Origin of the sequence: Paenibacillus pabuli NBRC 13638, from assembly GCF_001514495.1 — a bacterium.
GTDB lineage: Bacteria > Bacillota > Bacilli > Paenibacillales > Paenibacillaceae > Paenibacillus > Paenibacillus pabuli.
On record NZ_BCNM01000003.1, the window covers coordinates 310,007 to 335,970 of the forward strand.

Below are 25,964 nucleotides of genomic sequence, written 5' to 3' on the forward strand. Positions count from 1 at the left end.
ATATGTCGTTATACTCTAATGAATGTATAAAGGGTAAAATCCGTGTTACGACTTATATATTCCATGCGACCTTTCACAACCCAATCCTTGAACATCCTCATATTATCAAATAAAATACAAGTACATCAGACTCATAATCCAAGAAAAGGTGGAGAAATCCGTCCTATGCCAAAGCGATTGGAACATTATCTATGTGGCAAATTCATAACCGAAGGCAATTGGAGCCACATGAAGCGCAGCATGCCGGTTCACGAGATTATTTTGATGCTGGAGGGTGAGATGTACATTGCGGAGGAGGAAGAACAGTTCGTCGTTCGTGCAAACGATCTGCTGTTTCTGAGGGCTGGGTGCACCCATTATGGCTATCAGGTCAGCGATGCTCCCGTCAGCTTTTATTGGGTGCATTATGATTCACTTGACGAAGAGTTCGACCACTATCCTACCCATGCCACCATTCAGGTTCCATCCACAGCGAATCAGCTGTTCAAGCAGCTGCTTCATAGTTCATCGTTCTCAAAGGAAGAAGCGGATGCGGCATTGCTGCTGCTGCTCAAAGAACTGGAACGCAACACACAGGCGGGTTATCGACCGCATAATGCGATCGTTGACCATATCTGCAAGTGGGTGGATATTCATCTCCATATGGACATTACGGTAAGCAAGATTGCCGAGACTTTTAATTTTAACAAGGACTATATCTCCAAAATGGTGAAGCGCGAGAAAGGCATTGGCCTCAAAACCTATATCCTCACCGAACGAATTCGTCGGGCCAAACAGTTGCTGCTAAATACCAATGCCAGTGTCAAAGAAATTGCAGGACAATGCGGTTTTTCGGACTATAAACTCTTCCTGCGCATGTTCAAACAATACGAAGGCAATACTCCCACCGAATATCGCAATAATCTGTATTCCACACAGCTCAACCGCTTATAATGTATTGGGTACACGTGAACCTTGCATCGCTTGTGTGCACATACCAACTCATAGAAATTTATGAGTCATATATAGAACATTTGAATTAATTCGGTTACACGAGGTGTGATACAATTCAAGTCAACTATATCTTTTATTAAACCAAGAACAGAAGGAGAACTTGAGATGACAACGGCAGTAACAATTCATCCCGCTACGGAAGCTGACCATGAAGAGATTGTACATATTCTCATTGAAAGTTACTCCGAGTATCGGGACACGTTCCAACAAGAGGAACAATGGGAACATTATTTGAAGGATATTCGAGAATCGCCAAGCAATCCTTATATCAAGCAATTATGGGTTGCCAAAATAGATAATCAGATCGTCGGAACGGTCCAATTGTTTGAGACTGCGCATAAGGCTTACCCGAACTTCGAGTTGCCTATTGATTATCCGTTTATTCGACTGTTGGGCGTTGATCCCAAGTGGAGAGGTCACGGTATTGCCAGAGAACTGCTTCAACAATGTGTTGAATCTGCCAAAGACATGGGCAAAAATACAGTGTATTTATATACAGGTGGCCAAATGGTCAACGCGATCCGATTATACGAACGTTTCGGTTTTGTAGAAGACCCGGAATTCAGTTCCGAGAGCAGCGGGGGCAAAGCGATCTGCTACCGTTATGATTCATAACTCGTACAAACGGTAAAGAGCGAGAACGGCAGAGGACAAAAGGAACCGGAACCGGGACAGGTGTCGCAGTACGGCGATATTACAGGTAAGGCAGTATTAAGGAAAAAGTTAGGGTTAGGGTATATCTACAGTACAACGTCATTAACACAAAAAGGGGAAGTCCCACACGTCATGAGCATGACGGGGACACCCCTTTTTGCGTATTCTGGTCTAACGAACTGAGGACACGTTATTCGCTCCAATTTCTAATTTAACCGCCGATTTCCACCAGAATTTTCGCATGGCTCTTGTCGGTCATCAACAGTTCAAGCCCTTCCTGAACGATGTCATCCAGCTTAATTTTTTTGGTAATCACCTGTTTCACATCAAGTGCTCCCTCAGCAATCAAAGAGATGACTTCAGGGAAGATATGGCGATAGGCCAGCGTTGCTGTCAGGTTCGCTTCTTTCACCAGAAGGTCGAAGAAATTCACCTGAAGCGGATTTGGAATTGCTGCGATAACAACAACTTCTCCTCCTTTTTTGATCACGGCTACGGCGCTGTCCATGGTTGGCTGCACACCCGCTGCTTCATACGCCACGTCAATTCCACCAGATTGCTGCATGATCACTTCAGTTGCATTGACCTTGGCACTATTCACCGGAATGGCACCCAGCTTGGCTGCCAGATTCAGGCGTTCTTCAAACACGTCTACCGCATAGATTTCGGAAGCACCTGCAGCTTTGGCTGACAGGATCGTTAGCAGTCCAATTGGACCCGCGCCATACACAGCAACCTTCTGGCCCACTTTCAGCTTGCTGTGGCGAACCGCATGAAAAGCTACCGCTGTAGGCTCGACCAGTGCACCCTCTTCGAAGGATACATTATCCGGCAGCTTGTGCACCATATACGCCTCAACCACAACGTATTCAGCAAAGCCACCATCGCCGTTCAATCCAATAAATCCGAATTGGGAACATTGGTTATAGCGCCCCTGGATACAGTACTCACATTGTCCGCAATGATACAACGGTTCAACAACGACACGATCTCCTACACTGATACTGCTTACATCACTTCCCAATTCACTGACGGTTCCTGCAAATTCATGCCCAAGTGTCAGCGGCGCTTTTTGTCCTGAGAGCGGGTGGTTCTGCCCTTCCTGAATGCCTACGCCATGATGGTAAGCGTGCAAGTCACTGCCACAGATGCCTGCGTACTCTACTTTGATTTTCACTTGTCCCGATTGGGCTACCGGTATTTCCCGTTCCTCAACCCGGACGTCTTTTTTGGCATACCATACGGCTGCTTTCATGTGATACATCCCCTTATATTGATTCTATAAATTTGAAATTCAATGATTGTCTATACATTATATCGCTGCATACGTATTATTCATATTTATAGATACTAATGTTAATATTATCTGTACTAATGCTAAAACGGAGATGAAACCATGAATCTGGAACAGCTTGAATATGTCGTTGAAATTGCCAAAACTCAATCGTTCTCGGCTGCCTCAGAGCACCTGCATGTCACTCAGTCGGCGATCAGCCAATCGATCCACCGTCTGGAAAATGAGCTCGGCATGATTCTGTTCCAACGCTCCCGGCAGGGGACATTTCCCACTCCTGAAGGCAAACAATTTATTGCCAAGGCACTCGATATTTTGCAGCGAATTGATGAATTGAAATCACTGAATGCCGAGACGTCCTCTTTAACCGGAGAACTGCATGTCGCCACCTTTCCAAGTGTGATGCCTTACCTTGTGCAAACGGCGGCAGATATGAAACGTGAGCATCCTCAATTGAATATTGCCATTGAAGAGAAAGGTTCCATGGAAATCATCGAGGATATCCGCAACAACAAAACCCATCTGGGCTTCATCGCCATCTACGCCAGACAATTGAGGGAATTCGATGGGCTGCATTTCACTCCCATGTATTCAGGCAAACTGGTTGTGTGCACTCATCACCAATCCGAGTTAGCCAAGCTTAGCCGAGTCACTCCCGAACAATTAAAAGAACATAAGCTGGCTCTGTATCGCGATGGATTTATTGAAGATTTCCTTCAGGAGTTCACGTATGATTATGGCCCTCTGTCTATCCTGTTCAAAACGAACAACTCGGAAGCAATCAGCACCGTCCTAAGAAACAATATTGCCGCTACCATTGGTCATGATTTCTCCTTCCACCAACATCCGCTATGGAAAGAAGGCATTGCGAAAATGGTAGAAATCGCCTCGATCGACCAGCCCAAAATGCAAATCGGGTTTGTACAGACTGAATCCAAAGAGGTTGCTGCAGCCGCAGAACGCTTTGCCCAACGCTTCAGACAGGCGATTGAGCTGGATCAGTTATGATGGCAGAGTCTGAGGCATAATTTGGGTATAAAAAAACACTCCGGGGCTTGTACCAGAGTGTTCTTTATTCGATATGGGTTCAGCTTGCTTCACTGTATGTAAGCCTTTTCGACTATTCCCTACCCAAAAACTAAGCAAAATACAAAAACACCGACAGTTCCTGACTGACGATGTTTTAAACTACAACTTACCGTTAACTCAAGCGAAGTTTGAGCTTAAAATTTGTCTACCACAGCCCCCAAAGTTATACCTCTAACATAAAACTGTCCGTTTAGGACTTGGAGTTCTTTTGCTGTACCTGTAACCACTGCTCCCAAAATGCGAATATCACTCTCATCAGGTTTGGCCTTGTCTTTTTTTAAATAATTGTATATCCGGTTGAACTCATACTGATAATGTCCTTTCAGTTGAACTCCCTGTTCCAATGCTTCCAAGAATGTTTTCTCGCTCACTTCACTTGAATCGGAATGTGAGATCCCAAAGCCTTTCACCCAATCTTCTACATCCGGTGTTGCATAACTCTTATTCCCATTTCCATCAATGTAAGGATCATAAAATGCTTTGTTGTCATACGTATCCACCCAATACCAGGATTGGGTTACCCCGGGAGGAATCATCTGTTTGACTTCACTTAAAGAATAATCTTTGTCGAACGATATTGCCATTTCTACCAACTTGTCTTGATCCATCTCCTGAAGTAATGGGAGATCATTCAGAATTTTACCATTATAATCGACTTTGGGAATGTAAAATAACATTTCTCTTTGTCCATTTAATCCATTGTAGCTACGTGTATACTCATAACCTTGTTTTTTCATGTTCTCATCCTGTAACGAAACCGATTGTGACGTATCCCCCCCAAAGGTGACAAAATTAATAAAGGGGAACACTTTATAACTGATTTTTCTATCCGCCCACGGGATAGGCACGCCCTCTATAACTTTAGCTGTATAATACTGAAAGGTTCCATTCAGGAAACCGCTGTAATTGACCTGTCCTGTCTGCTTTTCATCAGGTCCGCTAATGAGGTTCATGATCTGCTCGCTATTGTTTGCACGATTGTAACTCCAGCTTGTCAAATATTGATTGCCCAGCATTACTCCAAAAAACGCAATTAAAGATACCAAGAGGGAGATCGCAACGGTTCGAATCGTCGTAGCTCTCTTCGCTTTCCTGACCATTTTGCTTACATTCACTGAATCATTCTCTTTATGTTGTCCGTTCATTTTATCTCACTCCTATATCTCTTTTTAAACTGCTGTCTCGCCTGATATAACGACGATTTGACGTGTTCGATCCGTATCCCGAGTAAATTCGCTATTTCTTGGTATGAAAGCTCCATCTCATATTTCATGATTAAAAGCTGCCTATGCAGTGGAGCAAGCTTACTGAGAACAGCCTCCACTTCCTCTTTCTTTTCCTGTTGCAACAGAGCATCTTCAGGCACTTTAGAATCCGGTATTTCCATGTCGTCTATCGGTAGGGTATTCCATTTTTTGCGACGACAAAGATCATAATAGCGGTTAATAGCCACTTTATAGAGCCATGCACTTAACTTGTCATTTTCGATTGAGTCTATATATAGAAAAGCTTTATAGACAGTCTCCTGCAAGATATCCTCTGCATCGGCTGGACAAGCGCCAAGTCTAATTAGATAATGCCGGATTTCAGTTAGCTTTGGCTGTAACAGTTCATTGATTTGTCCGGCGTCCATGCTTCACCACCTTTCACAGGTATAACGGACAGACATCTGAAATGTTAGAAGTTCCGAGAAAATTTTCTTAATCCGGTATTTTCTTTATTGCGTTTCGATGAAACGGTTATAAGGTTATAATAATCAAGCATTTCTGTGTGTATAAACGATAGGGAGAAACCTTCATACGGATCTTACGTGGGTTAAATGTTCTTAGCGTGTTCTTTCGAGTTTTCGGAGCATAAACCAACTTATAGGAGAGGTGTAGGAAGTGTTCCCCTGTGTTGATTCTGATACGATATTGAAATCCTCTATCCCCCACCGTCATCCTGACCCCGTAATAGTGGCAGTTTCGTTTATGGAACTCATTGAAGAAGTCCCAGTACACGTCTGTAAAGTCAATGACAATACGGTCTATGGATACCGTTGCCCCTTTCATATGCCACCCCCTCCCGAATTTTTTTCATGAATTCCGGGCTTAATTAGAGGGCCGGTGGCTAGCCTTTAAACGTTACCCTGCCTGTTGTATGTCAACTGGTCGTCACCAGATTATCCTTACACAATAAAGATCGTTACTACTGTCAAATTCGTTGCATACTTCCTTGTAAAAATGGTTCAGATACAGCCTCCAATATAGTGGTCGAACTATCCTGCAATTTAGGTGCAATGTTTCTAGCACTACATCCATCAGGAAACGTAATTTACAGTTGTATAGAATTTTGAAAATCCTGTGAGAAAGCGAACATAACAAAAAACAGATCAATTATGGTGGTATCTGACCATAATCGACCTGTTCAATGTAACGAAATAGCGTTATTTAGGTTGTGAAATTAAAGCATTTGATGTGCGTACAACCGAAATGAAGAAATCTTTATACGGGTATTACATGGGTTATTTGTGTTATTGGTGAATGATGGGTTAATTCGGTACTGGGTAGCCCCACCATTCCTCTTCGACTTTAAGTCATCAGCAAGTTAGCTTGAAACAAATTCTTTTTCAATCCTTGACATATAATTCTCTACAGTAGCAAGCTGATCGGGATGACGAGTAAGGTACTCGGTCGATGCTTCTTTCAAATACTTAATAAAAACTTCATTATCTAAAATAACTGACTCTTCTTCTGGCACAATAGGATAATCAAAATAATAGATAACTCCCGTATCACCGAAGTAATCTTCTTCCCATGATTTGAACTCATGAGCAAATACACACCATACTGCTTCTACTCCATATCCTTCTCCTTTTGAGTAACTGTCTAAAATCGTTAAAAACCTATCATCCCCTAAGACTTTATAATAATTTAATACCATTTTTCTATTTTTTTCATTATCATATCCCATTTCCTGATCCATCACTATCACCTCTACTCATTTCTTGGGACTATAGGAAATACATTCGTTACTTTTCCTGTCGTTTCATCAATATATCCTTCAAACTCTAAACCATTAGATGAACTTCCCCTAACAACACGCCCATCTACTTTACCATTTTCCATAGCCTCTTTCCCCCACTTAATAATATCTGCATCCGATATCTTTTGGGGATCATAAACAGTTTTCGGTTTTGGAATACTTTTCAGCTCACCCACTATAATATTACCTTCCCTATCTAATGCTGGAATTCCATATTTTAATTCTGTTATTCCATCAATATAAGGATGCTTTCTTTCATAAATTATACAATCTTCAAGATTCCATCCTTCATCAGTAAATGCCTTCTCGAAGTTTTCCCTGTTATGTCCCCCAACAACTCCTTTATTTTTCTTTCTCACAATACCCTGCACATTAATTATATGATCCTCAAAGTCTGCAGTATAAGAGAAAACATTTTTACCCGTCCCCTTAGTCTCCTTCTCCACATATTCAGAAAATTTTGAGGATTCTCTAGCCTTTCTACTTTCGGCAATGTTTTCAGTGATTCGCAAGCGTTGGTCCTGAAAACCATTAAAACCACCCGTCATCTACCCTGAACCGGACCACTTGGAATACCGAATCTCTGGTAATCCAGAGATCCCCCTACACTATCATAGCGCTTTGGATATCAATCGTCCGCAGGCTACCATCCCACTGTCTTTCGATTTCGAATAAATGTTGTTTCAAGGCGTTTGATGTGTGTAAAAATTAAATGGTAATATCTCATACGGGGAACTATGGGTTGTATGTGTTATTGATTGAATAATGAGTTCATTGATTAGCCCCAACAAAAAAGAACCTTGAAAGGCATAAAGCCAATCAAGGTTCAATCACATTAACAACAAATTATTTGTCCATTTCTGAAAGGATGATTGATCTATCACTTAGAGAAGAACCTAACGATAGTTCATTTTCTAATAGAGCTACTAAAACCTTGGTTACTTTAGAAAACACAGCTTCGCTAGAACCAATTAAACTATGAGCGCCTAAAGTAAATGTAATGCTTCCTGAATGTTGCCAACTAGACTCAAGCAAGACTTCCTTTGCAGAATTAATTATTGAATTGGCATATTCGGAGGGAATACCTAAATATATCTCTTCGTTTAGTTCTAACTCTGAATCGTATAAGTCATCGGAACTATTTTTTATTTTAATTTTTATTCTTAGTTCTGAAGTTTGATTCGGAGTAAATTCTAAACCCAGTAACGCATAGTATGAACTATTCCTAGGCAGTTTCAATTCCACCGCCAATTCTTTGTTCTCAGAAACTATTGGCTTAGTTAATTGCAATGATATTTCCAGCTCATGGTCTGCTTCTTTAGGATGTGAGGGTAATTCATTTTTCCATAATACCACTTTTCTGAATTTACCCAAATCATTAATAACTTTCACTTTTCTAACCCCCAAAATTTAAACCAAGAAGAATTAAATTCTCCAGGCATGGATTTAATAACATCAGGATGATAAACGCTAAATGGAGAAACTTCATATTTCTGTATTGCAGATGCATGAGCAGCATCATAGCCCATACCTTTCCCCATTTTTGTAAACTCAGAGACTTCATGCATATAAAAGCTAGCATCTGCTCCTGTCAATGGTTTACCAGTTTGCAGAGCACTTTCTATTCGTTGTATCATCGCTTGATTAGGAGCATAAGAATCAAATGTAGAAATATGGGTTTTTACGATATCAAGCCCTTTTTGTGATACGTTTATTTCCATCCCTTCAAGTTTTCCTAATCCTTGTCCAGTCGCCCCTGTGAAATTAGGATTATATGCTCCAGTATTCCCTGTTCCAGGATGGGAAAAGGAATTGATTCTCGCTCCACCTCCTTTAGAGGTTAATAGATTATGTGGCTTAATCATTGAAGAGGCATATCCGCCACCCAGCATCAATCCACCTACGCCAAATATATTCGCCCAGTGCTCACTAGACCAGGCATTCGTTGGAAACGTCGCTTCACGGATCGTACCATGAATACCAAATGTAAGCCAATTGGCCGTATCATTGGGGGAATTGAATGCTTTATCTGCCCGATCCACATAACCTTGAACCAGACCACTCGGAATACCGAATGTCCAGTAATCCAAAAAACCACCTATACTATCATATCGCTTCTGATATCGATCATCCGCAGATTGCATAAAGGCTTGTCCCAATTCGACCAAACTGTCGGCAGACTTCTGAAAAGCATTACGTGTATCAGCTGCTGGTGCCCTGCATTCATCCGGCGGTGGTGCTGCACAGCTTGGATCATAGGATTGCAGAACTTGCTGATCTGCAAGTCTGAATTTCTCCGCATGCCCTTGTAGCTCTTTGGCAATGGACAGAGATAATGAAACAAAGTCATCCATCACCCGCTGCGCAACCATAAAATCAACATAAAACCTTTCCTTTGTGCTACCATCCCACTGTCTTTCGATTTCGAATAAATGTTGTTTCAAGATGCTGTTCATCTGAAAAACCTGATTCTGAGCTGCTGCAAATTGTTTCGAAACAGATATCAACTGTTCAGGAGTTACTTTTATCGTCGTCATGTGATACCTCGTTCTAAATATATTTCGTTGTTATACGAATATTTGTTGTTTAGAGTACTATAAGCTTCATATGTACATGGGCTTTTATTATAAAGTGAACACAGATCATTTCGTAGAGACTGTCGGTTTATTTATCTAGTTCGTATTACCCCTAATTCGTCCCAGATATAACAAAAACAGATCTTCCAGTTCCGAAATAAGATCGTTCCCTTAGTGCATACAAAAAAACACCCCGGCGCAAGCGCCGAGATGTCATGTTGTTCTACATTTGCATACTCCCCCCCCATACTAAACTGTTCGTCCATTCCTCTTCCTGAATCGAATCAGAGACCAGATAATCAGCACAGCAAGGACAGACAAACAGATGCTAATGCTGAAACGATTGCCTTCATCAAACACAAACATCACTGCAATCACACTAAGACATAGCACCACAGCTCCAGTAATATAAGGAAATCCCCAGACTTTAAATGTCGGTTGTACCGGATATTTTTTCCTTAGCTTCAGCTGTGAAGTGGCAATACAGATCCACACGAGCATCACGACAAACCCCGGAACCGCCAGCAGCACGCGGAAGAGCTGATCCTGTGCGAACAGTCCCAACATGGAGCCTCCAAGCAAGACTACGGCACATACTAACAGTGTGTTAATCGGGCTACCATTACCATTCGTTTGTGATAATGCCTTGGGAGCCTCACCACCTACCGCCATGGAGTGCATCATCCTGGAGGCACCATAAATACCGGAATTCGCAGCAGACAAAACCGCTGTCACCAGAATAAAGTTCATAATATGCGCTGCACCCGGGAGTCCCGTAGAGCTAAGTACTTGCACAAACGGACTGCTCTCCGGCCCCAGCTCATTCCACGGAATCAAGCCACAGATGATCAGAATCGGTAACGTGAAGAACAAGATAATTCTCAACATAAAGTTCCCCACAATTTTGGGCATCACCTTGTCCGCATTTTCCGTCTCCGTTAAGGTCAAGCCAATAAGCTCAGATCCTCCATACGAGAACATGACGACCAATAGTGCCGAGAAGATCGATGACCATCCATTGGGGAAGAAGCCACCTGCTTGCGTGTAATTTTGCAGATAAGGCGTGTTGTCACTTGGAATGATCCCGAAGATCAGACCCGCACCAAGGATAATAAAAATAATAATCATGGCGATTTTGATGCCAGCCAGCCAAAATTCAAATTCCCCAAATACACCTACACTCAGCAGATTGATCAGTATAATAAACACCGCACATGCCAGGCTTAGCATCCATAATGGCACTTCAGTGAACCAATACTGCAAAAAGCTCCCTGCTGCGATCACCTCAATTACACATACCGATAACCAGAGGAAACAATACATCCATCCCATGATAAAGGAGACTCTGCTGCCGAATGCTTCCTGCACAAAGTCTTTCATATTTTTGTTCTTATACACCGTAGCCATCTCCGCCATCGCAGCCATGACAACCAGTAACAATAATCCTGCAAAAATGTACGTTACAATGACTCCCGGACCTGCGAGTCCAATCGTTTCGGCGCTTCCTTTGAAAATTCCGGTTCCAATGACACCGCCCATAGCCATAAAGCTAATATGCCTTGGTTTAAGTTTCTTCTGCAATGTTCCTTCTGTCTGAGCCAAATTCCAATCCTCCTGATGTAAAAAACGTCTGCAATCCTGTTTTATGCTTATATACACATAATGTCCAGTATACCCTATTGTCCATGCCTCAGCCCAGCAGTTCCGTATGGCCAATTCATCCCAAAGCGATGCTGACATGACCTATGTTTTATACCCCACAATGATACAAGGCAATCTGTATGCAATTCAATCCGTTCATCTGAATACATTCTACTCTTCTTGCAATCTCCAATATGTATGATTTGTTGCAGTCCACCACTTCGCACAACAATCATTAAACACAAAAAACCAGCGGTCTGTATGCAACAGAATACTGGTTCCCTGTGTCCCTGCTGTGCTTTTCTGCTTCTTATTTAAACTATAATTCCTTCGTCATAAAAGCGCTGTTCGGGTCCAAATTATAATCTGCAAATGGCTCACAGTATACAAACCCAAAATCCTCATACAACTTCCGCGCCGGGATAAAAGAATCCATCGAACCCGTCTCCAGACTGATCCGTTTGTATCCCCGATTCTGGGCAACCCCGATAATATGGGCAAGGATTTGTCTCGCTACGCCTTTTCTCAGGTGAGCTGACGCTGTTCGCATGGACTTCAATTCTGCATGCTCTGAATTCAATTCTTTCATGGCACCGCAGCCCAGCAGCTCTTCCGCTTCCCATGCACACCAGAATGTAATCTCAGGTTTCTTCAATCCATCCAGATCCAGAGCGTGAATGCTTTCCGGTGGCGAATCTGCTGCCATGCCCTGCAAATGTTCTGCAATCAATCCAATGACTTGGTGGCCGTTCAAATCGTCTACTTTGATCTCCATATCTACCACTCCTGCCGACAATTTTGTTGTGTGTTGTATCACTGAATACATGTCTATGGTTTATATAGTACTACCATGACAGGTTTTCTGACAACAACTTCAAAATTCCGAATGAAATGTCTATTGTGATGCCCTTAAATTTCCATTATAGTGAGGCTATCTGATCATAAAAGGGGCGAAGAATATTGCGTAGCAGCCATATAACACATTGTCGTATTGAGGTGAAGCAAACTTAACTTATTCAAAGGAGACCATCATGACACTATCTACTGAAAATCTGTTTTATAGCAAACGATTGAAAATAACTCCGCCCCGTGCTGAAGACGTGCAGACGATGCTGCAATGGAATGAAGATCCCGAATATTTGCGAAATGTGGATACGGATATTGCCATTCCTTATTCGGAAAAGCAGCTTGAGGACGAAGGCGAGACAAAGGACAAGGAAGTTTACTTCCGGCTTCGAACACGTGAGGATGAACAACTCATTGGATTCGTTGTCATTCACAGCATTGAATGGAACAACCGCTGCGGACAGCTTGCCATTGGCATTGGACTCGCAGAGAATCGCAACAAGGGATATGGAACGGAAGCGTTGAATCTTATTTTGCGGTATGCCTTCCATGAGTTGAATCTGGACCGGGTAGGTCTGGATGTCATCGCCTATAATGCAAAGGGCATCCGTGCGTATGAGAAGGTCGGCTTTCAGTTGGAGGGTCGTGCCAGATCAGCCGTGTATCGTGACGGCAAGCGCTACGATCGCTTATGGATGGGAATTCTACGACCGGAATGGGAAGCACAAAATCAAATCCATGTGGAGGGCGGACAAGCATGAATATGAATACGGAAGTCACTGAATTTATCGAACAAATCCCCGTTCCCTGGCAAGCCCAGATTGCAGGTAAACTGCGGGAGTTGGTACATCACTCCATCCCTGACGTACAGGAACGTGTGCAATACAAGAAACCTCATTTCCTGAAAAACGGTAAATATGCAGCGGTCATCTCCCCTTCCAAACCGGCGGTTTCCTTCACGATCTTCAATGCAACCGGACTTGAACTGCCAGATGGGATATTTGAAGGCCCGGCGGAACGCAAAACTATTAAGATCAAGGAAAAAGATACCCCCGACTATGAGTGGCTGGCTTCCCTTCTGACACAGGCATCGGCAGAACTCTAAGCTGGAATTGAGGATATAAGGTTTCTCAGATTCTTTCAACCGGCTCTAGCGACCATCAAAAAGGTCAACCAGCATATCTGGTTGACCTAATCATACGAAGGGGCTCCCCATAATGTTCTAGACATATGGGATAGCCCCTTTTAGGTATGCAGCTGTCATTACAATTTAAATCGCATCTATGAAATAACAGATCATCGTTTCCTTCATCAGGACTGTTGATAAGATACCGCGGTCATCTGACACGGCTCGCATATGAACATGTAATACATGCCATCCCCGTATTCCTCAACCTCGCCCCAGTCCAGTTGTCCAACAGCCTTCATTCTCGTGGAACAGCATGGGCAGATCGGATACTCCGCGTCCTGAACCCATCCGGGATGGCCCCCAATCTGGGATGTAGAAGGCTCCATCGCCCACTCACTGGCATGGAACGCATGACGTGGTTGAGTCGCAATCTGAAACTGCCGGCCTGCATCCGGTGCAAGCTGAACATAGTCATCGGGGTCAAGATCATCCGAATCCATTGGCATCACATTATGCGAACTCCAGCACGGTACACCTGCTGAATCCATCTCCATATACACTACGCCGTAACAGCTGCATATAACGCAAGTCTGCACTTGAAGTCGCTCACTGTTCCACGCAACGTCCTGCAGTGCCGGATGCCGTACATCCAGATCAATTAGGGTTGTTAACGGACTGCCACACCACTCACAGTTATCTCCACTTCCCAATAGCATGGAGATCGGATCGCCAGTTGACGTGCCGTCAGCCCCTTCATTTTCTATTACTTTATAGAGTGAATAACTTGGGGAGATAAATAAATCCCTGCGCTGGCCATCATTCGTTAACTCCCAACCGGCTTCGGTTGTATAGTACTCTGGTGCAACATGCAGCTGATCTGCCCAACGAGGTGGCGACTGCCTCCATTGCTGGAACTGACGTACGACCACTTCATCTCCAATATAGGCGAGTATGAGCAATAGATTATTCCGATACTCGTCATCAGTATTCACCTGCTGCAAGAGTTGATCACGCACTTCGGCCGAGGCACTCTTATATATAACGGCAGGGTAGTAGATTTCATGCTCCAGCAGCTCAGGAATCTGTGCAGACAACGAGGTATCATGGTAACAGACCAGATATACCAAAATATCTTTACCTGTATCGTCATCCCCTGTACGAATCAGCTGCATCGCATACTCGATCATGAGGGCTTGCTGCTCCGTAGACAAGGACAGATATACCTGTTCTTTGGAATGCTCGTATGCCACATAACGGATTAGCGGATCATGAACCTGGCTTGTATGCATGATTTTCAAAATCTCCACAGGGTCCGTCATTCCCTCATACAAGTTTACATCGCGCCGATTGGCTTCAATGTATCTTTGATGTGCCTCACGTTCCATCTCCTGCCTGCAAGGCATGCAGTACCCACCTGTTCGGGCAGCCGTTGCTGGCAAAATCGTATTTGGGCACCCCTCTCGTATGCACGGAATGCGTTCTGTCATCGATGGGTACCTCCTCTGCATTGATCTCGCTTCACGATCCATCGAGTCCAATCCATATGGATCAGCGAGATGGTAGATTAGTGATGTCCCAATTGGTCCTTCGTAAATTCATAAAATGCAAGCGCATCTTCACTGCTGGCAAAGCCCGCCTGAGCCATCTTGTCGCTGCCGCCACCTTTGCCCTGGTAGGCTCCAAGATTGCCCTTGAAGAAAGGTCCACAAGCCCACTCTGGCGGCTGCCCGTTCTGTGCCAGAACGACCTTGGCCTCCGAGATGCTCGCAAAGAGGACAAGTCCCTCATGTTCTGATGTCAGCTTGGTGGCCAGACTTTGCATATCCTTGAGCGATTTGTCCTCAAAGATTTGAGCAATGACAAGCCCTTCCCGTGCAGATAAAAGCTCCTGCGCATAATAAGCGTCATGGGAAGCTTTCACAGCATTCAGCTCTGCTTGCAGCTGTTTTTGTTCTGCTTCCATTTTGTCGATTCGATCCGCAAGCTCTTCACGGCTCGTTTTCAATTTGGCCGAAATTCCGGTCAGCACGTTATACACAGCGTTGAACTCATTCAATGCACGGTATCCACACTTAAAATAAATCCGGGTGCCGCCCTTCACTTTCTCGGTTTTCAACAGTTTAATGATTCCGATCTCACCTGTGGCTGAGACATGTGTTCCACCGCAAGCGTTATATTCCACACCCTCGATCTCTACGATGCGAATATCTTCAATGACGGAAGGCTGCTTCACTAGCGGCAGTCGTGCCGCTTCTTCCGCAGTGACCCAGGAACTGCTGATTCTGGCATTTCGGTATATCTGCTGATTGGCCTCCATTTCAATTGCAGATAGTTGGTTCGCACCAAGTTCAGCTGCGGCTACATCAATCGTGATATAATCCGTCCCCAAATGAAAACTGAACGTCATCGCATCAGCCAGCTTCAGCGTAATGGCCGACAGCAAATGCTGCCCGGTATGCTGCTGCATATGATCGAATCTGCGCTGCCAATCGATGTGGCAATCCACCTCATTCTGCTCGGGCGCACGCTCCAGCTTATGCAAGACCTCACCGTCCTCACTAATCACATCCAGTACATCAATGCCGCCGATCTGCCCCAGATCACAAGGCTGTCCGCCCCCATGTGGGTAAAAAGCTGTTTCTGCCAGCGTCACATATATGCCATCTTCCTTGTCCACTCTACCTGTAATTTGTGTATGCCACTCCCGTGTGTACGCGGAGTCATAATAGATTTTTTGCGTCATCGAATCATCCCGATCCCTTCTCGTTCAAATGGCTATTCATACTCTCCAGATTACACTATCTGGAACCTGCAAGCCAAATTCCCACCTCACATCACTGCTTTTCCATATCAAAAAGACCGCTCTGTAAGCCAAGCTACAGAGCGGTCTCCTTACTTATATCCACTATCCACGTTAAATGAAACGTTGGATATGGATTGTACCTATGATTACACCAAAACGGAGATTGCAGTCATATTAATTTTGGTATAGACACAAGAGCGAAACAGACAGATTTCTATCTGTGTAGTTCCTGAGTGTCTAAATCAAGTATGGTCTGCAATCGGAGTGGCCAAGTTTAATCTCGTTGCACTCCATTTTTATTTCATGGACTCGGATAGCTCTGTGAAAATAACACCCAGCGCATACGCGCCGGCATCCGGGTAGCCTAGACTGCGGTCACCAACAGCACCCGCACGGCCCATACGTGCCACGATGTCTTCGGTTTTCTTCGCACCTTCTACTGCAGCTTCAGCACCTTTGGCAAACGCCGTTTGGAAGTCATCTCCGGACTTCGCACTTTGCGTCCATGAGTCTGCACAAGGGACAAGTGCGTCAATTAATGTCTTGTCACCTACAACGGCACCACGTCCGAAGGAACGTTCGCCTGTAGATTGAATCCCTTGCACCGCCGCCTGCATCATGTCAGCGAATTCGGCAACGTTCAATTGCTGCTTGTCACCAACGGCTTTGCCTGCTGCCCGGAACGCCGAACCCCAGATTGGGCCGGATGCTCCGCCGCAGTATTCCATAATGACCAGAGAGCATGCATCGAGGAATGAACCGATATTTTTTTTCTCTTCGTTCACAATATGGTTCCATTCGCGCTTGAGTTGTCTGAAGCCTTTCGCTACGCTCATGCCGAAGTCGCCGTCACCCGCATGGGAATCCAGTTCACAGAACGGCACTTCGTTCTTGATGATGATCTCACTCATCTTATCGATCAGGTAGACGATATTATCCAGGGAGAATTGATTGTTGATGATTACCGCGGACGCTGCAGGTGTCTCCACTTCATAGGATACTGGCGCATCTTCAGTCACGACGGCTTCCAGTGCTTCAGAATATGCCACTTGCGCTGCTGGAGGACCGGATACTTTAAATGCAGGTGTATCACTTTCCTTAAACAACAACGTTTTCAGTTCATCGTCCAGTTTCAGGATGGTTACCGATGCGCCTGCCATATCGATGCTAGTCATGTAATTGCCAACAAACGTAGTGGCTACACCAAGTCCTGATCGGTGTGCCAGCTCACGCTGAACCGAGTTGTTAAGCAGATAAAGCTCCTGTAAAGGTGTAGCGCCAAAGCCGTTAACCAGCACAGCAATGTCAGCCGATACATCGTTGTCCAGCTTCATGTCTGCAAGCAGCGCTTCGACCATGCGTCCTGCAAGTTCATCCGCAGATACTAATTTCTCACGGCGAATGCCTGGCTCACCATGAATCCCTACCCCGAATTCCATCTCATCCTCAGCGATTTCAAACGTTGGTGTGCCTTTAGCAGGCACAGTACAGGAGGTGAATCCAAATCCGATACTGCGTACGTTCTGAGCTGCTTTCTCGGCAACGGCTTTCACCTCTGCCAGACTGCGGCCTTCTTCGGCTGCGGCTCCAGCGATTTTGTGCACCAATACAGTTCCGGCAACACCGCGGCGTCCTACCGTATACAGGCTGTCCTGCACTGCAATGTCATCCTCAACCCGTACATATTGCACATCAATGCCATCTTCCTCTGCAAGATGCGCCGCGTTCTTGAAGTTCATCATGTCGCCGCTGTAGTTCTTGATAATTAGAAGCGTACCCTTCTTGCTGGCTGTAGCCTTAATCGCCTGATATACCTGAATCTGGGAAGGAGATGCAAATACATCTCCACAGACCGCAGCATCCAGCATGCCTTTGCCGACGTAACCTGCATGAGCAGGTTCATGACCACTGCCGCCGCCGCTGATGAGGCTGACTTTATCCCCATTAATCTCTCTGCGTTTAATGACCTTATATTTTTTCAAAAATTCAAGTTCCGGGTGTGCCAGCGCAATCCCGTTGCACATTTCCATGACAACATGTTCTGCTTGGTTAATGATTTTCTTCATGATTTCTCCCCCTGGCGAGCTGCTTTGTAGTCCCGTCCCATACGGTCAGCCGCCGCAATGGCAGCTGCCACTTCAGGAACAGTAATCGGGAACGGCATGGCGTGAATGGATTCTTCCGGAATACATGCGATCTCGGCCACCTTCAACAACTCTTCCTGACTAATGGTATCTACACCGATATCCGCCAAGCTTACAGGCAGTCCCACAGCAAGACAGAAGTCCATGACTTCATGCAGCTCTTCGGTTGGTGCATTTTCAAGGACGAGCTGTGCAATCGTTCCGAAGGATACTTTTTCACCGTGGAAGAAGTGATGTGTACCCTCCAGAACCGTCAAACCGTTGTGGATCGCATGTGCTGCGGCCAGTCCGCCACTCTCAAAGCCAAGACCAGACAACAGAATGTTGGTCTCAACGATGTTTTCCAGCGCTTGAGTCACGACGTTGCTGTCACTGGCTACTTTTGCTTTCAATCCGTCAGTCCGCAGCATTTCATAACACAACTTCGCCAGCGCGAGTGCTGCATTCGTACCTACTGCGGATGGCGTGTATCCTTCACGGGAACCCATCGGCAAACTTGCGTTCACGCGAGAGTACGATTTCGCTGTAGCTCTTGCTTCGAAGTACGTTGACAACGCGTCACCCATACCCGAAACGAGGAAACGTGTTGGTGCGTTGGCGATAACGGTTGTATCCACAAGAACAACACTCGGGCTTTGCTTGAAATAAGCGTAGTCATCAAAAGCACCTTCCGGGGTGTACAATACAGCCGAGTGACTTGTTGGCGCATCCGTTGCCGCGATGGTTGGACAGATGATCAGCGCGTCGCCTTCTGCCACACATTTGGCTGCGTCGATCGCTTTACCGCCACCAAGACCGATCGTACAAGTGCATCCTTTTTCTTTTGCAATTTCCTGAAGACGAGCGACTTCCTCCCGGGAACATTCTCCTCTAAAACCGCTTTCAACAAACGTAATATTGAATTTCTGTGCCGTTGCATCGAGCTTCGCCTTTACACGCTGTACATCATCCGGATGTGCGATCAGCAGTGCAGATTCACCAAAGGATTTCACAAAGTAACCGAGGTTCAACAATTCGTCTTCACCTTGCACATATTTCGTTGGACTAATAAATGCTTTTCTCATAATGATATAAACCTCCTATGGATGATATAAGTTCGTTTACTGCATAAATTACCTGTATGCCTTCAACAAGGCTATCTGATGTAATTCTTGGATGAACTTAAAGATTAAATTTTAAATGCTCACAATCAACCTAAATATATACCATGCATGTGAGGTTTACAGTGGACTTTGAGTACAAATTATTATAATTTACAATCGTAATTTTTTGCTTTTCAACAGAATCATGGTATCTTATTGTCATGCGATGGGTTAATTTTGACATCATCTATACATTACCCGTCATTAACTCATCTTAATATGTACAACTTGCTAACTTTTAACGAACGAAATCATTTATCAGGTTAGCTTTGGAGGGTTCCACCCATGATTAAAGAATATCTTCATATCAATAAAATCCTTGACCTGAACAAATGGAAGCGTCTACAGGATTCTCTTGCCACCGTAACCAAGCTGGCTATTCTAACAGTCGACTATAAAGGCATACCCGTAACCAGCCATAGCAGCTGTCAGGCCTTTTGCCAAAAGGTTCGCAAAGATCCCGAACTGCTCCCCTACTGTCAGAAATGTGACTCTCGCGGGGGGCTGGAAGCCGTTCGACTGAATGAGCCTTATGTTTACCTGTGTCATTTCAATATCGTGGACATTGCAATTCCAATTACGATTGATGGGAAATATATCGGTGCTGTAATGGCAGGACAAGTGAAGCTGGCTGACCCGGGGAAAGGGACGGAGCTGGAACAGATCGTCACATCCAAGAATGTGTCTATGCATGCTGCAAAGCTGGAGGAATTACAGGAGGATTATGACCAGCTTCCTGTTATGACCTATGAAGAGGTGGTGAAAATCTCCAACATGCTCTCTTTACTCTGTAACTACATCGTAGAGGAAGCATTGAACAAAAATTTGCTGGTGGAGATGTTCGAGAAAGCTTCGGGACATCAGGAGTCTCTGAATCTGTCCACCATTCTGCCCGGATACTCCATCCGTAATATTGAGTCGATCAAAAAAGAAATGACCAATGCGATTGCAGATGCCTATCTCAAAAACAGTCCAAGCGATACAGAGAGCTCCAGCCCGGTGCTCCAACCTGCTTTTGAATATATTCACAGTCACAAGAGTGAGCAAGTCTCGCTTAAACAAATGGCCGATCTGTGCCACCTGAGTCCAAGTTACTTCAGCAGGCTGTTTGCCAAGGAAACGGGTGAGAACTTTACGACTTATATTGCACGACTCAAAATCAAATGGGCCAAGCAATTGCTGGAAGTTACGGACATGCCCGTATCACAGATCAGTGATGAACTGGGGTTCAATGAATCGGGTTATTTTATCAAAATATTCAAAAAATTCGAGGAGATTACGCCCGCCCTTTATCGCAAATACATGCAGGAACAATGATAAAGCCTAACTATAGGCTTTGGTTACAGGAGAACATGCATTGATATCTTTTTCGTATCAAAAATGAGGTTAAAAGATATTTCACCTATTAATCTGCCATTGCTACAATGGAGTCCAGATTACTTAGGGAGGCGTCACGAATGGAATATCGCAAATTGGGAAATAGCGGTTTAACCGTCAGTGAGATTTCACTGGGCAACTGGATTACACATGGAGCACAAGTGGATGATGGAACAGCAAAAGCCTGTGTTGAGGCTGCTTTGGAGGTAGGCATCACGACATTTGATACGGCAGACGTCTATTCCAACACCAAGGCAGAAACTGTGTTAGGACACGCTTTAAAGGAGATTCGAAGAGAAAGTATTGAACTGTGCACCAAAGTCTGTCATCCAACCGGTTCAGGTCGCAATGACAGAGGACTTTCCCGCAAACATATCATGGAGGCCTGCAACGCTTCCTTGCAAAGATTGCAAACCGATTATATCGATGTCTATTACGCTCACCGTTATGATCCAAATACGCCACTGGAGGAGACATTCCTTGCATTTGCGGATCTGGTTCGTCAGGGCAAGGTTCACTATATTGGCGTTAGCGAATGGACTGCGGCTCAGATTGAAGAAGGTGCCGCATTAGCTAAGGAGCTTCGCATGCCCTTTATTGCAAGCCAACCACAGTATTCGATGTTATGGCGTGTGATTGAGAAGGAAGTGGTGCCAGCAAGTACACAAGCAGGTCTGGGCCACATTACATGGTCTCCTCTGGCTCAGGGCATACTATCCGGTAAATATATTCCTTACGAAGCGCTGCCGGCCGGATCACGTGCAGCGGCCGAGGCTGGAGCACCCTTTTTCAACAACCTCGCTGGTCGGTGGCTACATGACGATGTTCTATCTGCTGTGCAGCAGCTTGTTCCAGTCGCGAAAGAGATCGGGCTGACACTCCCACAACTCGCCGTTGCCTGGGTTCTCCAGCATCCATATGTGTCATCCGTCATTATTGGGGCATCCCGTCCAGAGCAAGTCCTTGAGAATGTGAAAGCCTCTGGTGTTCAACTGGATCGGGACATCTTGTCTCGCATTGATGAAATATTGAATCAGTGGATTGAACGTGATCCAGCCAAGACGGGTTAGTCGCTCTTCTTTCAACTACTATAAACATACTATATAAGTTGAACTACTCATTTACACGACTATTCCCTTCAACACATTCATCTACAATTTTCATAAAACGAGAGATTACTTCCTGATTCAAGTCCGTCCGCCATGCCGTGTACAACGGTACAGAGGGCGGACTTTCTGCTAATGGCAGGAACACCACACCTCTCCGCTCGAACACATCTACTGAAGAAGGAACGATGGAGATGCCCATGCCCGCTGCCACGAGATTGACAATGGTGTACATCTGAATGGCTTCCTGTGTAATACGAGGATCTACACCATGCTCCCTGCAATAATCCAGAACGAGACGATGGAACGGAAAGCCCAGATGCCGCGGGAATAAAATAAAATCCTCGTCCGCCAGCTCGGTTATTGACACCTGAGTCTGTGAAGCTAAAGGGTGATGGTCTGGCAGCACTGCGATTAATGTTTCCGTCTGACAGACCCGGAATGACAAATGTCCGTCATGATCCTGATACCGCAAGAATCCAATATGGATCTGTCCATCTTCCAGTGCCTGCAATTGTTCGGACGAGGTCATCTCGCGCAGCGTGAGTTCAATCTGCGGGTACGCCGCTCGGAATTTTCTCAGCACATCGACCATCATACTTCCCGAAGCCGAATCCACAAAGGCAACCGTTAAATGTCCAATGATCCCCTGGTCAGCCTTCTGCGTAAGCTGGATGGACCGTTCAAGTTGGGCCATGATCAGTCTCGCCTGTTCCAGAAAGACGGCACCAGCCGCCGTGAGACGAACCATTTTTTTCGTGCGTTCCAACAGCTTCACACCAAGCTCTTCTTCCAGATTCTGAATCTGTTGGCTCAGCGGTGGCTGCGTCATATTTAATTTCTCTGCCGCACGGTGGAAATGAAGCTCTTCCGCCACGGTGATAAAATATCGTAATTTTCGGATATCCATACGCCTTGTGTACTTCCCTTCCGACTAGCCTGTTACTTCATCTGTTCCTGAACCCAAATGGCTGATTCAGCGAGCATCGTCATTAATTCATTAAAGTCCACGGCAATCTCCCGGAGAGGCCGTTCTCCCGCATCGTGGATCAACATCAGGACCTTGCCGGAAGTTTGATCCAGTATAGCGATGCTTCCTTCGCCAAATCCACCAATCGGAAATGGTTCAAGATCAGCTGACAGCTCATACTCCTTCTCAACTTCACGGTATACATCCTGGAACTCGGGATATGCACAATTCAATTCTTTCACCGAATACAAGGCAGGATCACCGAAGTTGCATGAACCAAATTCAAGCAAAAGATCACGAATGGGTTCCAGTTCCGTAAGCTTCATATGAATTCCTCCTTGGATTGACTACACTTATCTGTCTTCAACATAACTCACTTGGAATGGAACCAATGTCCCCTGTTTTTCCTTGTACTCCACTTCAATTGAACCTGTAAAGATGCCTGGAGAAACTTGCACCGGTATTTCAGCAATCAGCTTGTTGTCCTGTACCCGGTATCTCAGAATATGGCCCACTACTGCCTGCTCAAACCATAATTCTGCATCTCCTATTGGAAAAGAGTAGCCATACTTCTTCCCTTTGATATCCAAGGTATACTCTACTGAAGTTACGGATTCCTTCCGTACAGAAGACAACAGGTTTCTGGCTTCAGCAACCGCATTCCTTACTGGAATCTCATTCCAATCATCCTTTAATACATGAACTTCTGAAGTTCGTATCCCGGTGCCTTTACCCGTCGTAAGAATGATGATTGTTTCATCCGGACCTATGCCATCTACATTGCTCATGACGATTTCTGGATAAAAAGCAGGCTCGCTAATATTTCCCCATGGAAATGTCCTCTTTTGATCATTCAATAAAACTGTCATGCCAGAGTAGGTTCCATCTACAGGTTTCGATGCTGCAACTAACGTAATATGTGTTTGGTTCTCTTTCACCTCAGCCAATATCGTGCGATCTGGGGCTGGAGCTGGAAAAGAAACAGATAGACCAATCATTCCTGCAAACACCAGTTTGGGTACTAACCACATTGCCATAACAGCTCCTCGCTTCAATCGTAATAGGAAGATAAGATCCGGTATCCTACCTCATCTATAACAACAATGCCAAAGGTCGCCTGGTTAGATCATTCCGCTCTTTCATCCATATATTTTCGCAGCTCTCCATCCAGCCATTCCAGCGCTGAACGCAGCTTGTCCTGTGGCACATTCGGATAACGATCTCCCGTTGAGAGTTCAAAAGCACAGCTCTGTTCACTGGTCTGTTGCAAATATGAAGTCATTCCTATGCCGAATTGCTGAGTCATGGTTGCCAGAATAGGCTCCACCTCGGCTTGGGCTAATGGAATATGTACGTGGAACATATTGGAGACGGGCACTTCTGGCAGCGTACGTATTCCATGACACCCATTCAACAAGGAGGCCAGTTCCTGGGCCTGCTCATAATAAAGCCCCATTTTGCCAATTCGTTCATTGAAATAATACTGGGAACTGAGGATGTACGGATACAGACCGATCAGATCGCCGCCGTGACGACGTTTCCATATTTTCGATTCTTGCATGACATCCGTATCCCCTGCCAATATAGCCCCCGCAATCCCACCAATCCCTTTGTAAAAAGACACGTAGATACTATCAAACAGACTGCAAATCTCGGCGGGTGTCTTCTGATAGAAAGGCGTGATTTCGAACAGGCGTGCCCCGTCCAGATGCAGCTTGATTCCGCGCACCCGGCAATACGCCGAGATTGCCTCCAGTTCTTCATATGCGGGCAATTGTCCACCAATCTCACGTTGTGGCAGTTCAAGCAGCAGGCAGGAAATCTCTTCATTCATCCCCTCCACATCTTCCAATCGAATCAATCGGTCCTTATCCGCCAGCAAAATGGATTCAATGTGATGTAGTTTCTTCAGTCCATCTTCCTCATGAATTTCCAGATGAGATAAAGGATGATAGGCTACCCGCTTGATGCCAATGCGGTCACACCAGATACGCAGGGCAATTTGCTGTGCCATCGTACCACTAGGGAAAAATACAGCCGCTTCCTTACCCAGAACGTCAGCCATCTGCTGCTGAAATTGATCAATGATTTTGCCGTTGCCATAATGATCACTATACTGTTCCCCATCCATCTGCTCCAGCGCTTCCTGAAGCACTTTGACTTTACGACTGCCGTGACCGCCTATAATAAACTCCGCTTGATTAAAAGCTTCCGCTAATGTTAACTCTGTATTCTTCAAGGTTATTTACTCCTTTATTGTTCTGGTTTTTTGGTTCGTCATCATCTGCACCAGCGCACCCAGCGCTCCGTATTGATGCTCACTCCGGGAATGCACAAATCCCACTTCCAACCTGCGGTACGGATCAGGCAAAGATAACACTGCAACCTCACCTCTGTGTTCTGCCCTGGTAACCGAAGAGCGTGGGAGTAATGACACACCCAACCCGGCAGATACGCCATTCAGAATAGTGTCCAGTGTTCCGTATTCCATGACTTTGAGGATATGGACGCCTTGATCTTGCAAAAAGGCTTCTGCCTGTTCACGATGAGTACAGCCTACTTCAAAGAACAACATGGGTTTACGCAATAAATCATGCATTTTATGGGTCCCGGGTTCCGCAATCAGTACCAATTCATCGTCATACACTTTCATATAGTTCAACTCAGGGTGATCCACCGGCCCATATATTACAGCCCCATTGAGCTCATGTTTAATGACCTTCTGATTGAGTTCATGTGTACCCCCTGTCGTTAGGGAGTGCTGCACCTCGGGGTAACATAAACGGTATTCAGCAAGCAGCGGCGTCAGAAAACGGGAGGCCGCCGTCTCAATCGCGCCAAGACGAAGCATCCCTGCAGGTGGATTTCCAATCTGCGTTGCCTGCTCCGCTTCAGATAACAATTGTAATATTCTATCCGCATATCCAAGCAAATTCTCACCCGCTGGTGTGAGCGACATTCCCCGGTTGGAGCGATAAAACAGTAGCACTTGCAGCTGATCTTCCAACTGTTTAATCCGTGTTGTTACATTGGATTGTACATAATTCAGCGCTAACGCTGCTTTGCTGATACTGCCTTCGCGGGCAACCGCCTGAAATATTTTTAAATCTCCTGCATCCATGCCCTGATCACCTGCTTGTTATCTATTATCTGAATTGATACTGACATTCATTTTT

25 protein-coding genes are annotated in these 25,964 nt (G+C 45.2%); 7 read left to right on the forward strand and 18 right to left on the reverse strand.

What is annotated here, in order from left to right:
• Positions 1-165: 165 nt before the first annotated feature.
• A complete protein-coding gene (locus tag PPA03S_RS06805; RefSeq protein ID WP_157283987.1) occupies positions 166-933 on the forward strand; it encodes an AraC family transcriptional regulator in 768 nt (255 codons plus the stop codon).
• 165 nt (positions 934-1,098) lie between these two features.
• Entirely contained in the window at positions 1,099-1,608 is a 510-nt protein-coding gene (locus tag PPA03S_RS06810) for a GNAT family N-acetyltransferase (RefSeq protein WP_062321131.1), read from the forward strand.
• 250 nt (positions 1,609-1,858) lie between these two features.
• On the opposite strand, the gene PPA03S_RS06815 is transcribed toward PPA03S_RS06810, so the two are convergent.
• Positions 1,859-2,902: a 2,3-butanediol dehydrogenase gene (locus PPA03S_RS06815; protein WP_062321133.1), complete on the reverse strand. Its 1,044-nt coding sequence runs from the start codon at positions 2,900-2,902 to the stop codon at positions 1,859-1,861.
• A 141-nt stretch (positions 2,903-3,043) separates the two neighbouring features.
• Between PPA03S_RS06815 and PPA03S_RS06820 the strand changes: the two genes are divergently transcribed.
• Positions 3,044-3,949: a LysR family transcriptional regulator gene (locus PPA03S_RS06820; protein ID WP_062321135.1), complete on the forward strand. Its 906-nt coding sequence runs from the start codon at positions 3,044-3,046 to the stop codon at positions 3,947-3,949.
• Between the two features lie 215 nt (positions 3,950-4,164).
• On the opposite strand, the gene PPA03S_RS06825 is transcribed toward PPA03S_RS06820, so the two are convergent.
• The 8 genes from PPA03S_RS06825 to PPA03S_RS06865 form a co-directional block, all read right to left on the reverse strand.
• Positions 4,165-5,175, reverse strand: a complete 1,011-nt coding sequence (locus PPA03S_RS06825; RefSeq protein ID WP_062321137.1) for an anti sigma factor C-terminal domain-containing protein — start codon at positions 5,173-5,175, stop codon at positions 4,165-4,167.
• Positions 5,172-5,663, reverse strand: a complete 492-nt coding sequence (locus tag PPA03S_RS06830; RefSeq protein ID WP_062321139.1) for an RNA polymerase sigma factor — start codon at positions 5,661-5,663, stop codon at positions 5,172-5,174. Before PPA03S_RS06830 ends, PPA03S_RS06825 begins: the two co-directional genes overlap by 4 nt.
• Positions 5,664-6,616: 953 nt before the next feature.
• Positions 6,617-6,994 carry a ribonuclease toxin immunity protein CdiI gene (gene cdiI / locus PPA03S_RS06840; RefSeq protein ID WP_245683533.1) on the reverse strand — a complete coding sequence of 126 codons (378 nt, stop codon included), beginning with the start codon at positions 6,992-6,994 and terminating at the stop codon, positions 6,617-6,619.
• 11 nt (positions 6,995-7,005) lie between these two features.
• On the reverse strand, positions 7,006-7,602 hold the full coding sequence (locus PPA03S_RS06845) for a CdiA family toxin C-terminal domain-containing protein (protein WP_062321143.1): 597 nt from the start codon (positions 7,600-7,602) through the stop codon (positions 7,006-7,008).
• Positions 7,603-7,900: 298 nt separating this feature from the next.
• Positions 7,901-8,446 (reverse strand): hypothetical protein, encoded by a 546-nt coding sequence (locus PPA03S_RS06850; protein WP_062321144.1) that lies wholly within the window; start codon positions 8,444-8,446, stop codon positions 7,901-7,903.
• Entirely contained in the window at positions 8,443-9,591 is a 1,149-nt protein-coding gene (locus tag PPA03S_RS33650; RefSeq protein WP_068963975.1) for a WXG100 family type VII secretion target, read from the reverse strand. Before PPA03S_RS33650 ends, PPA03S_RS06850 begins: the two co-directional genes overlap by 4 nt.
• 288 nt (positions 9,592-9,879) lie before the next feature.
• Positions 9,880-11,232 (reverse strand): amino acid permease, encoded by a 1,353-nt coding sequence (locus PPA03S_RS06860; RefSeq protein ID WP_157283989.1) that lies wholly within the window; start codon positions 11,230-11,232, stop codon positions 9,880-9,882.
• 358 nt (positions 11,233-11,590) lie between these two features.
• Positions 11,591-12,046 (reverse strand): GNAT family N-acetyltransferase, encoded by a 456-nt coding sequence (locus tag PPA03S_RS06865; protein WP_062321146.1) that lies wholly within the window; start codon positions 12,044-12,046, stop codon positions 11,591-11,593.
• A gap of 256 nt (positions 12,047-12,302) precedes the next feature.
• On the opposite strand from PPA03S_RS06865, the gene PPA03S_RS06870 reads away from it, so the two are divergent.
• Together PPA03S_RS06870 and PPA03S_RS06875 are read left to right on the forward strand one after the other, a co-directional pair.
• Complete coding sequence (locus PPA03S_RS06870) at positions 12,303-12,878, forward strand: GNAT family N-acetyltransferase (protein WP_082704030.1); 576 nt, start codon at positions 12,303-12,305, stop codon at positions 12,876-12,878.
• A 2-nt stretch (positions 12,879-12,880) separates the two neighbouring features.
• The gene (locus PPA03S_RS06875; protein WP_062321289.1) at positions 12,881-13,222 is read left to right on the forward strand and encodes a DUF1801 domain-containing protein; all 342 of its coding nucleotides are present in this window, start codon (positions 12,881-12,883) and stop codon (positions 13,220-13,222) included.
• A gap of 206 nt (positions 13,223-13,428) precedes the next feature.
• Here PPA03S_RS06875 and PPA03S_RS06880 read toward each other — a convergent pair whose 3' ends face one another.
• The 4 genes from PPA03S_RS06880 to PPA03S_RS06895 form a co-directional block, all read right to left on the reverse strand.
• On the reverse strand, positions 13,429-14,733 hold the full coding sequence (locus PPA03S_RS06880) for a hypothetical protein (RefSeq protein ID WP_062321148.1): 1,305 nt from the start codon (positions 14,731-14,733) through the stop codon (positions 13,429-13,431).
• 77 nt (positions 14,734-14,810) lie between these two features.
• Positions 14,811-15,989 (reverse strand): alanyl-tRNA editing protein, encoded by a 1,179-nt coding sequence (locus PPA03S_RS06885; protein WP_062321150.1) that lies wholly within the window; start codon positions 15,987-15,989, stop codon positions 14,811-14,813.
• Between the two features lie 356 nt (positions 15,990-16,345).
• Positions 16,346-18,115, reverse strand: coding sequence for a dihydroxyacetone kinase subunit DhaK (dhaK, locus tag PPA03S_RS32030; RefSeq protein WP_068963977.1), 1,770 nt, complete (start codon positions 18,113-18,115; stop codon positions 16,346-16,348).
• Positions 18,112-19,257 carry a glycerol dehydrogenase gene (locus PPA03S_RS06895; RefSeq protein WP_062321151.1) on the reverse strand — a complete coding sequence of 382 codons (1,146 nt, stop codon included), beginning with the start codon at positions 19,255-19,257 and terminating at the stop codon, positions 18,112-18,114. Before PPA03S_RS06895 ends, dhaK begins: the two co-directional genes overlap by 4 nt.
• Positions 19,258-19,620: 363 nt before the next feature.
• Here PPA03S_RS06895 and PPA03S_RS06900 point away from each other — a divergent pair, with 363 nt between their 5' ends.
• On the forward strand, positions 19,621-20,652 hold the full coding sequence (locus tag PPA03S_RS06900) for a PocR ligand-binding domain-containing protein (protein ID WP_062321154.1): 1,032 nt from the start codon (positions 19,621-19,623) through the stop codon (positions 20,650-20,652).
• Between the two features lie 140 nt (positions 20,653-20,792).
• Entirely contained in the window at positions 20,793-21,782 is a 990-nt protein-coding gene (locus PPA03S_RS06905; RefSeq protein ID WP_062321156.1) for an aldo/keto reductase family protein, read from the forward strand.
• A 43-nt stretch (positions 21,783-21,825) separates the two neighbouring features.
• Here PPA03S_RS06905 and PPA03S_RS06910 read toward each other — a convergent pair whose 3' ends face one another.
• The 5 genes from PPA03S_RS06910 to PPA03S_RS06930 form a co-directional block, all read right to left on the reverse strand.
• Positions 21,826-22,728, reverse strand: a complete 903-nt coding sequence (locus tag PPA03S_RS06910) for a LysR substrate-binding domain-containing protein (protein WP_062321158.1) — start codon at positions 22,726-22,728, stop codon at positions 21,826-21,828.
• Between the two features lie 32 nt (positions 22,729-22,760).
• Complete coding sequence (locus tag PPA03S_RS06915) at positions 22,761-23,114, reverse strand: SMI1/KNR4 family protein (RefSeq protein WP_082704031.1); 354 nt, start codon at positions 23,112-23,114, stop codon at positions 22,761-22,763.
• A gap of 27 nt (positions 23,115-23,141) precedes the next feature.
• The gene (locus PPA03S_RS06920) at positions 23,142-23,825 is read right to left on the reverse strand and encodes a hypothetical protein (RefSeq protein ID WP_157283991.1); all 684 of its coding nucleotides are present in this window, start codon (positions 23,823-23,825) and stop codon (positions 23,142-23,144) included.
• Positions 23,826-23,914: 89 nt separating this feature from the next.
• The gene (locus PPA03S_RS06925) at positions 23,915-25,027 is read right to left on the reverse strand and encodes a threonine aldolase family protein (protein ID WP_062321163.1); all 1,113 of its coding nucleotides are present in this window, start codon (positions 25,025-25,027) and stop codon (positions 23,915-23,917) included.
• Positions 25,028-25,033: 6 nt separating this feature from the next.
• Entirely contained in the window at positions 25,034-25,909 is an 876-nt protein-coding gene (locus PPA03S_RS06930; RefSeq protein ID WP_062321165.1) for a LysR family transcriptional regulator, read from the reverse strand.
• Positions 25,910-25,964: the final 55 nt, after the last annotated feature.

Coding starts and splice junctions, on each gene's coding strand:
- PPA03S_RS06805 (WP_157283987.1), top strand. CDS start 166: ATGCCAAAGCGATTGGAACATTATCTATGTGGCAAATTCATAACCGAA.
- PPA03S_RS06810 (WP_062321131.1), top strand. CDS start 1,099: ATGACAACGGCAGTAACAATTCATCCCGCTACGGAAGCTGACCATGAA.
- PPA03S_RS06815 (WP_062321133.1), bottom strand. CDS start 2,902: ATGAAAGCAGCCGTATGGTATGCCAAAAAAGACGTCCGGGTTGAGGAA.
- PPA03S_RS06820 (WP_062321135.1), top strand. CDS start 3,044: ATGAATCTGGAACAGCTTGAATATGTCGTTGAAATTGCCAAAACTCAA.
- PPA03S_RS06825 (WP_062321137.1), bottom strand. CDS start 5,175: ATGAACGGACAACATAAAGAGAATGATTCAGTGAATGTAAGCAAAATG.
- PPA03S_RS06830 (WP_062321139.1), bottom strand. CDS start 5,663: ATGGACGCCGGACAAATCAATGAACTGTTACAGCCAAAGCTAACTGAA.
- cdiI (WP_245683533.1), bottom strand. CDS start 6,994: ATGGATCAGGAAATGGGATATGATAATGAAAAAAATAGAAAAATGGTA.
- PPA03S_RS06845 (WP_062321143.1), bottom strand. CDS start 7,602: ATGACGGGTGGTTTTAATGGTTTTCAGGACCAACGCTTGCGAATCACT.
- PPA03S_RS33650 (WP_068963975.1), bottom strand. CDS start 9,591: ATGACGACGATAAAAGTAACTCCTGAACAGTTGATATCTGTTTCGAAA.
- PPA03S_RS06865 (WP_062321146.1), bottom strand. CDS start 12,046: ATGGAGATCAAAGTAGACGATTTGAACGGCCACCAAGTCATTGGATTG.
- PPA03S_RS06870 (WP_082704030.1), top strand. CDS start 12,303: ATGACACTATCTACTGAAAATCTGTTTTATAGCAAACGATTGAAAATA.
- PPA03S_RS06875 (WP_062321289.1), top strand. CDS start 12,881: ATGAATACGGAAGTCACTGAATTTATCGAACAAATCCCCGTTCCCTGG.
- PPA03S_RS06880 (WP_062321148.1), bottom strand. CDS start 14,733: ATGACAGAACGCATTCCGTGCATACGAGAGGGGTGCCCAAATACGATT.
- PPA03S_RS06885 (WP_062321150.1), bottom strand. CDS start 15,989: ATGACGCAAAAAATCTATTATGACTCCGCGTACACACGGGAGTGGCAT.
- dhaK (WP_068963977.1), bottom strand. CDS start 18,115: ATGAAGAAAATCATTAACCAAGCAGAACATGTTGTCATGGAAATGTGC.
- PPA03S_RS06895 (WP_062321151.1), bottom strand. CDS start 19,257: ATGAGAAAAGCATTTATTAGTCCAACGAAATATGTGCAAGGTGAAGAC.
- PPA03S_RS06900 (WP_062321154.1), top strand. CDS start 19,621: ATGATTAAAGAATATCTTCATATCAATAAAATCCTTGACCTGAACAAA.
- PPA03S_RS06905 (WP_062321156.1), top strand. CDS start 20,793: ATGGAATATCGCAAATTGGGAAATAGCGGTTTAACCGTCAGTGAGATT.
- PPA03S_RS06910 (WP_062321158.1), bottom strand. CDS start 22,728: ATGGATATCCGAAAATTACGATATTTTATCACCGTGGCGGAAGAGCTT.
- PPA03S_RS06915 (WP_082704031.1), bottom strand. CDS start 23,114: ATGAAGCTTACGGAACTGGAACCCATTCGTGATCTTTTGCTTGAATTT.
- PPA03S_RS06920 (WP_157283991.1), bottom strand. CDS start 23,825: ATGGCAATGTGGTTAGTACCCAAACTGGTGTTTGCAGGAATGATTGGT.
- PPA03S_RS06930 (WP_062321165.1), bottom strand. CDS start 25,909: ATGGATGCAGGAGATTTAAAAATATTTCAGGCGGTTGCCCGCGAAGGC.